This window comes from Tardiphaga sp. (assembly GCF_041424195.1).
GTDB lineage: Bacteria > Pseudomonadota > Alphaproteobacteria > Rhizobiales > Xanthobacteraceae > Tardiphaga.
In genome coordinates, this window is sequence record NZ_JBGMOE010000146.1 from 1 (window position 1) to 6699 (window position 6699).

Annotated in this window: 7 protein-coding genes and 1 pseudogene; all 8 read right to left on the bottom strand. The window is 61.6% G+C overall.

The features are described from left to right. Positions 1-370: pseudogene (locus ACEK02_RS19200) on the bottom strand (proline--tRNA ligase); the annotation flags it as partial. Positions 371-944: 574 nt separating this feature from the next. Continuing rightward, a complete protein-coding gene (locus ACEK02_RS19205; protein ID WP_371423165.1) occupies positions 945-1325 on the bottom strand; it encodes a hypothetical protein in 381 nt (126 codons plus the stop codon). A gap of 56 nt (positions 1326-1381) precedes the next feature. Continuing rightward, a complete protein-coding gene (locus tag ACEK02_RS19210; RefSeq protein WP_371423166.1) occupies positions 1382-1657 on the bottom strand; it encodes a DUF1467 family protein in 276 nt (91 codons plus the stop codon). 7 nt (positions 1658-1664) lie between these two features. Beyond that, entirely contained in the window at positions 1665-2069 is a 405-nt protein-coding gene (gene mce, locus ACEK02_RS19215; RefSeq protein ID WP_315841857.1) for a methylmalonyl-CoA epimerase, read from the bottom strand. A 30-nt stretch (positions 2070-2099) separates the two neighbouring features. Continuing rightward, on the bottom strand, positions 2100-3764 hold the full coding sequence (locus ACEK02_RS19220; protein ID WP_371423167.1) for a ribonuclease J: 1665 nt from the start codon (positions 3762-3764) through the stop codon (positions 2100-2102). Next, complete coding sequence (locus ACEK02_RS19225) at positions 3761-4579, bottom strand: biotin--[acetyl-CoA-carboxylase] ligase (protein ID WP_371423168.1); 819 nt, start codon at positions 4577-4579, stop codon at positions 3761-3763. The genes ACEK02_RS19220 and ACEK02_RS19225 overlap by 4 nt, the downstream gene beginning before the upstream one ends. Then, positions 4580-6016, bottom strand: coding sequence for an NADH-quinone oxidoreductase subunit NuoN (nuoN, locus tag ACEK02_RS19230; protein WP_371423169.1), 1437 nt, complete (start codon positions 6014-6016; stop codon positions 4580-4582). It abuts the gene before it with no gap. Positions 6017-6041: 25 nt separating this feature from the next. Beyond that, positions 6042-6699, bottom strand: a 658-nt coding sequence (locus ACEK02_RS19235; RefSeq protein ID WP_371423170.1) for an NADH-quinone oxidoreductase subunit M, incomplete at its 5' end; no start/stop codon positions are given.

The window sequence follows — 6699 nt, forward strand, 5'->3', positions numbered from 1 at the left end:
ACTTCACATAGCCGCGGAAGATCTCGGTGATCATTTCCTCGTTGGTCGGCCCGTAGAGAAGCTCCCGCTTGTGCCGGTCCACGATGCGCAGCATCTCCGGCCCATAGGCGTCGTAGCGCCCACTTTCGCGCCAGAGATCGGCGAGTTGCAGTGTCGGCATCAGGAGCTCGATGGCGCCTGCCCGGTTCTGCTCCTCACGGACGATCTGCTCGATCTTCTTCAGCACCCGCAGGCCCAGCGGCAGCCAGGCATAGATGCCGGCGGCTTCCTGCCGGATCATGCCGGCACGCAGCATGAGCCGGTGCGAGACGATCTCCGCTTCCTTCGGCGTTTCCTTGAGAATGGGCAGAAAATAACGCGACAATCGCATGGTTAGGCCTGGGAATCGGAGGGACACGGGAGAACGCGAGTGAAACCGGATCGGCCGCCAAAATACAAGGGCAACAGGCCCGCCGCCGGGTAGTCCGCGACTTGAAGCCGGCAATCGGGGCTTAATTCCGTTCGCCTGGCGAATTCTCTCCCATGCTGTCAGATGGCTCCCGTTTCTGAGGGCGGCCAGAGCGTTTCCGGAAGGTTCGAAGACGACGTAAAGGGTCTCATTCTACGCCTGCCCGAATTTTGAACACACATTGCTGAAATTGATGACAAACAAAAAAAGTTGAGCTACGACTCACAACTCAGGCGGTTCGTAAGGACAGAGTCTGGTGGTCCAAGTCTCGGGAGGAGCCCTGACGCGCTCAAGCAGCGTCAACCCGCTAAGCAAGGATAAAATCCAAAGTTTGGGGTAATAGGGTCGACACAATTTTCCGAGCAGGGCTGCGGCCCTGCTCTTTTTTTTTCGAAAAATTGCCGGCAACGACAGCGCTATACTTCAGATCGCGCGAGACACAGAAAAGGCCGGCATCAATGCCGGCCTTTTTTGTCAGAGATGCACAGTGTCTCTACTACAGCGCAGCGCTCTTGGGCTTAATGCCCGACAGCCACGAACAGACCAGGCCCTGCACTGCGCCGACGATTCCGAATGTGAGGATCTGACGCAGCGGGATCGACACCGACGTCCAGATCAACATCATGGCGATGCTGACCACATAGCCGGTCAGTGCCGAGGTCAGCACCTTCGGCCACAGCCGCATCTTGTCTTCGAGGAACCAGTCCTCGAGCCACATCACCAGCGACGGGATGAGCCCGAACCAGTAGGCAAAGGGCAATCCCATGATGAAGCCGGGAAAGCCGCCGATGATCCTGCCGCTGGCAATTTCACGCAGTTCGAACACTGCGAAGCCGACGGCCGGCCCAAGCAACAGGAACAGAAGAAAGCGCTTCATATGGCTGCTCCGAACGACACAGGACCAAATCAGTACTCGCTCAAAAACAAGTGCACCTAGATCGGCACGCCCATCAGCTTCGAGAGCCGCTCGATGTTGAAGTAGTCCATGCGATACGCATACATGCCGACCGCGAACAGCACCGCCGAAATCAGCGTGGTCCAGATCAGCTTGCGCCCCATCCGCGCCAGCACGGGTGCGCCGGGATCGGTGCCGTCAGTGCTCTCGCCGTCCTCATGCTGGCTGCGCACACCGAACGGCAGCGTCAGGAACAGCGTGATCCACCAGATGACGAAATAGACCGCGAGCGACGTCGAGATCGTGTAGGCCATCGGGTCCTCAGGACTGTTCGATTTCGACGAGCGCGCCCGAGAAATCCTTGGGATGCAGGAACAGCACGGGCTTGCCGTGGGCGCCGATCTTCGGCTGGCCGTCGCCGAGCACGCGCGCGCCTTCCTTGATCAGGTTATCGCGCGCAGCGATGATGTCCGGCACCTCATAGCAGATGTGATGAATGCCGCCGTCTGGATTGCGCTCGACGAATTTGGCGATCGGCGAATCCGCACCGAGCGGCTGGATGAACTCGATCTTGGTGTTCGGCAGTGTCGCGAACACCGTGATCACGCCATGTTCCGGCAGCGGCACGGTCGCGGAAATCTCGGCGCCGAAGGCGGTGCCATAGATCTTCGCAGCTTTCTCCGCATCCGCGACGGCAATCGCCACATGATTGAGCCGGCCCAGCATGGTGTCCTCCGTATTCTTGTTTCTTCGTTTTTAGTCTTCGACCTGCAGGATGTGAACGTAGCACATCGTCTTCTTGCCCCATTGATCGGCGAGTGACGAGCGGACAGCGCGTCGCACCGACTCCGCCATCGCATCCGGATCGCGCTTGCGCGCCTTGGGCAGGTTCTCGACGATGTTGACGACGATGTCGAACACGACATCTTCCATCACCTCGCCCTTGAGGTTCTTTTCGGGAATCCCGATCAGATCGACCGCAGGATCATCGACGAGTTCGCCCTTCATGGTCACGGCCAATGCCACGAACGCGCAGCCGGCAAAGGACAGCCGGCGCCGTTCGGTCACGGCACGGGACTTGGAGTCCTCGAGAATGAGGCCGTCCTTGAACATCCGGCCCGAGGGCAACTCATCGATTACAGCGGGATCGCCGGGCGCCAGACGCACCAGATCGCCGTTCTTGACGATCATGGTCCGCGGCACGCCGCAGGCGCGTGCCAGCTTGGCATGCTCGTGCAGATGCAGCGCTTCGCCATGGACAGGGATCAGCAATTGCGGACGCACCCAGGAAATCATGTCGCGCAGTTCGTCCTGCCGCGGATGGCCGGAGACATGCACGAGCGCATTGCGGTCGGTGATCACCTCGATGCCCTGCGTGACCAGGCCATTGATGATGGTGCCGACGGCCTTTTCATTGCCGGGAATGGTACGCGACGAGAAGATCACCGTGTCGCCCTTGTTGAGCGTCACCATCGGATGATCGTTGTTGGCGATGCGCGCCAGTGCGGCCCGCGGCTCGCCCTGGCTGCCGGTGCAGAGCGCGATCACCTTGTCCGGCGGGAAATGGCCGTAATAATCTGCGTTGCGAAACGGCTGCACGCCGTCGAGGAAACCGGTCTCGCGCGCCACCTGCACGACGCGCTCCATGGCGCGGCCCACCACCACGACTTCGCGGCCCGAGGCCAGCGCAGCATCGGCGACAGCGCGCAGACGCGCCACGTTGGAGGCGAAGGTCGTCACCGCGACGCGGCCCTTGGCGGCCTTCACCAGTTCGGTGATGGTCTTGCCGACTTCCATTTCCGACGGAGAGCGCCCTTCCCGCACGGCATTGGTGGAGTCGCCGATGATGGCGAGCACGCCCTGATCGCCGAGTTCGCGCAGGCGCCGTTCATCCGTGGGCTTGCCGATGATCGGCGTCGGATCGATCTTCCAGTCGCCGGTATGCAGCACGGTGCCGAGCGGCGTGTGCAGCGCGATCGCATGAGATTCCGGAATCGAATGTGCGACCGGAATGAACTCGATATCGAACGGGCCAAGATTAATCCGGCCGCCCGACGGGACCACGGTGACGGGAATCTTCGGCGGATTGCGCTCGCTGGCGCATTTGGCCTCGAACAGCGCGGCGCTGAACTGCGTCGCATAGATCGGACATTTCAGCTTGGGCCACAGGTCGATGATGGCGCCGAAATGGTCCTCATGGGCATGGGTGAGGACGAGACCGACGAGATTCTTCTTTTCCTTTTCCAGGAAGCGCACGTCGGGCATGACGAGATCAATGCCGGGCAGATGTTCCTCGTCGCCGAAGTAAACACCAAGATCGATCGCCAGCCACTTTCCGGCAAGGCCATAGATCGACAGGTTCATGCCAATCTGGCCGACGCCTCCCAGTGGTGCGAAGGTCAATTCATTGGGTCGCGTCATTTGTATTCTGTCCTTGTCGACGCGGCCGATCCGAAATGAACATCGCCGGCGGTAATAGGGATTCGCCGGCGATCCGCTGTCGCGACAATCATACAGCCGGCCTCATCAATGGTGTCGAAAATTCCCGAAATCGTCTGCGCGCCATTGTCCACGGACACCGGCTGACCGATCCCCGCTGCGCGCTCCAGCCACTGCCGCCGGATCTCGGCAAACCCACGGCCCAAATCCCAGATGCCGCGCATCTCGTGCCAGGTGTCCGAAAGCGCCGAAAACAGGTCTTCGGCGCTGGCGCCAACGCCCATCGCATGCAGGGAAGCAACCGGATAAGGCATGTTGTCAGGCGCTGCCACCACATTGGTGCCGATCCCGACGACAACGGCAAGCTGGCCGTTCGGCGCTGCTTCCGCTTCCAGATTCATGCCGACCAGCTTATGGCCGCCCGCCAGAACGTCGTTCGGCCATTTCAGCCGATAATCATTCGCGGCCGACTGAGGCGCCCGTATCGCGGCTTCGACGCTGATCTGCCGGAGTGCCTTCTCAACAGCGACGCCGGCCGCGAAGCCCAGCGTGGCTGCAACCGACGGCGTCACATCAAGAACTTCAAGCACCGAACTGGCGAGGTTCCCGCGGGGAGCGACCCATGGCCGATGGCGGCGGCCGCGGCCGGCCGTCTGTTCCGTGGTGACAAACCACATCGGACCGCGCTCGCCTGTGCGCGCGCGGTCCATGGCTTCAGTATTGGTCGAACCGGTGCTGTCGAATGCGGCGAGCTTCGTGCCCGCCGCGAGGGCTCGGGGACCGAGCGAAAATGCCATCTAGAACAGCGACTTCGCTGCGAATGCCGCCGCGCTGACCAGAGGCGCCGGATAGACGAAGAACAGCACGTTGAAGATGCCCGCCACAGCCAGCACCGTGCGCAGCTCGACGCGCATCGGATCGAGCTTCCCGACCGGCTCGTCGAAATACATCAGCTTCACGATCGACAGGTAGTAGAACGCGCCCACCACGCTGGCTAGCACACCGACCACGGCCAGCACGAACAGGCCCGACTTGATGGCCGCCATGAAGACGTAGAACTTGCCGAAGAAGCCGGCCAGCGGCGGCACGCCTGCCAGCGAGAACAGGAACATCGCGAAGAAGAAGGCGATGATCGGATTGGTACGCGACAGGCCGGCGAAATCCTTGATCGTCTCAACAGGCTGGCCGCCCCGCTTCATGGTCAGAATGATGGCGAAGGTACCGAGGGTCATCGCCACATAGATCGCGATATAGACCAGCACGCCCTGCGCGCCCTCCTGGGTGCCGGCGGCAAGGCCGACCAGCGCGAAGCCCATATGGCCAATCGACGAATAGGCCATCAGGCGCTTGATGTTGGTCTGGCCGATGGCGGCAAACGAGCCCAGCACCATCGAGGCCAGTGACACGAACACCACGACCTGCTGCCATTGCACGACAATGCCCGGGAACGCGGTCAGCGCAACACGGGTGAACACGGCGAGCGCTGCGACCTTCGGGGCCGAGGCGAAGAAAGCAGTGACGGGCGTCGGCGCGCCTTCATAGACATCGGGCGTCCACATATGGAACGGCACGGCCGAGACCTTGAAGCAGAGGCCCGCAAGCAGGAACACCAGACCGAACACCAGACCGATACTGCCCGTCTTGGCTTCGGCGGCGATGCCGGCGAAGGACACCGTGCCGGTGAAGCCGTAGACCATGGAAGCGCCGTAGAGCAGCATGCCGGACGACAGCGCGCCCAGCACGAAATACTTCAGGCCGGCTTCGGTCGACTTTGCATTGTCGCGGTTGGAAGCTGCGACGACATAGAGCGACAGGCTCATCAATTCGAGGCCGAGATACAGCATGATCAGGTCGCCGGCCGAGATCAGCACCATCATGCCGAGCGTCGAGAGCAGCACCAGGATGGCGTATTCGAAAATGCGACGGGACTGGTCCGCGAGGAATTCGCGCGACAGGATCAGCGTCACGGTCGATGCGATGATCGCCAGCACCTTCAGGAAGCGCGCATAATCGTCGACGATGAAGCTGCCGGCAAAGGTGACATGCTTGCCGGCGGGCAGCATGATTTCAGCCGCGCCCACCACCACCAGCAGGCAGACGGCCAGTGTGGTGACGAGGCCCGTGATCTTCGGTCCGTTGAAGGCACCGATCATCAGCAGCGCCATGGCGCCAACCGCGAGCATCAGCTCCGGCAGGACGGGCAGCAGGGAATATCCGGCGGTCGTAATCGTCATTGCGCGTTATCCTGATCTGCTGCGGTCATTGCAGCAGCGCGGCTGCCTTCACGGCAGACGTTGCAGCAGCGTAATTGTTAACGAGGAGCTGGATCGAAGCCGCCGACATGTCGAGCACCGGCTTCGGATAGACTCCGAACAGAATGGTGAGGATGACCAGCGGCACCAGCACCAGGCCTTCCCGGAACGTGATGTCCTTGATGCCCTGCAGCGCAGGCTTGGTCAGTTCACCGAACACGACCTTGCGGTACAGCCACAGCGCATAGGCCGCCGACAGGATGACGCCCGCGCAGGCGAAGGTCGCCGTCGGGATCGAGACCTTGAAGGTGCCGATCAGCGTCAGGAACTCACCGACGAAGCCGGAGGTGCCGGGCAGACCGACATTGGCCATGGTGAAGACCATGAACAGCGCCGCGTAAATCGGCATACGGTTGACGAGGCCGCCATAGGCCGCGATCTCGCGGGTATGCAGGCGGTCGTAGACGACGCCGACGCAGAGGAACAGCGCGCCCGACACGATCCCATGCGACACCATCTGGAATACTGCGCCGGAGACGCCCTGCGTCGTGCCGGCGAAGATGCCCATGGTCACATAGCCCATATGCGCGACCGACGAGTAGGCGATCAGCTTCTTGATGTCTTCCTGCATCAGCGCGACCAGCGACGTGTAGACGATCGCGATC

Excerpts from the sequence above, each read along its gene's own strand:
- ACEK02_RS19220 (WP_371423167.1), bottom strand. The coding sequence starts at position 3,764 with ATGACGCGACCCAATGAATTGACCTTCGCACCACTGGGAGGCGTCGGC.
- nuoN (WP_371423169.1), bottom strand. The coding sequence starts at position 6,016 with ATGACGATTACGACCGCCGGATATTCCCTGCTGCCCGTCCTGCCGGAG.
- ACEK02_RS19225 (WP_371423168.1), bottom strand. The coding sequence starts at position 4,579 with ATGGCATTTTCGCTCGGTCCCCGAGCCCTCGCGGCGGGCACGAAGCTC.
- mce (WP_315841857.1), bottom strand. The coding sequence starts at position 2,069 with ATGCTGGGCCGGCTCAATCATGTGGCGATTGCCGTCGCGGATGCGGAG.
- ACEK02_RS19210 (WP_371423166.1), bottom strand. The coding sequence starts at position 1,657 with ATGGCCTACACGATCTCGACGTCGCTCGCGGTCTATTTCGTCATCTGG.
- ACEK02_RS19205 (WP_371423165.1), bottom strand. The coding sequence starts at position 1,325 with ATGAAGCGCTTTCTTCTGTTCCTGTTGCTTGGGCCGGCCGTCGGCTTC.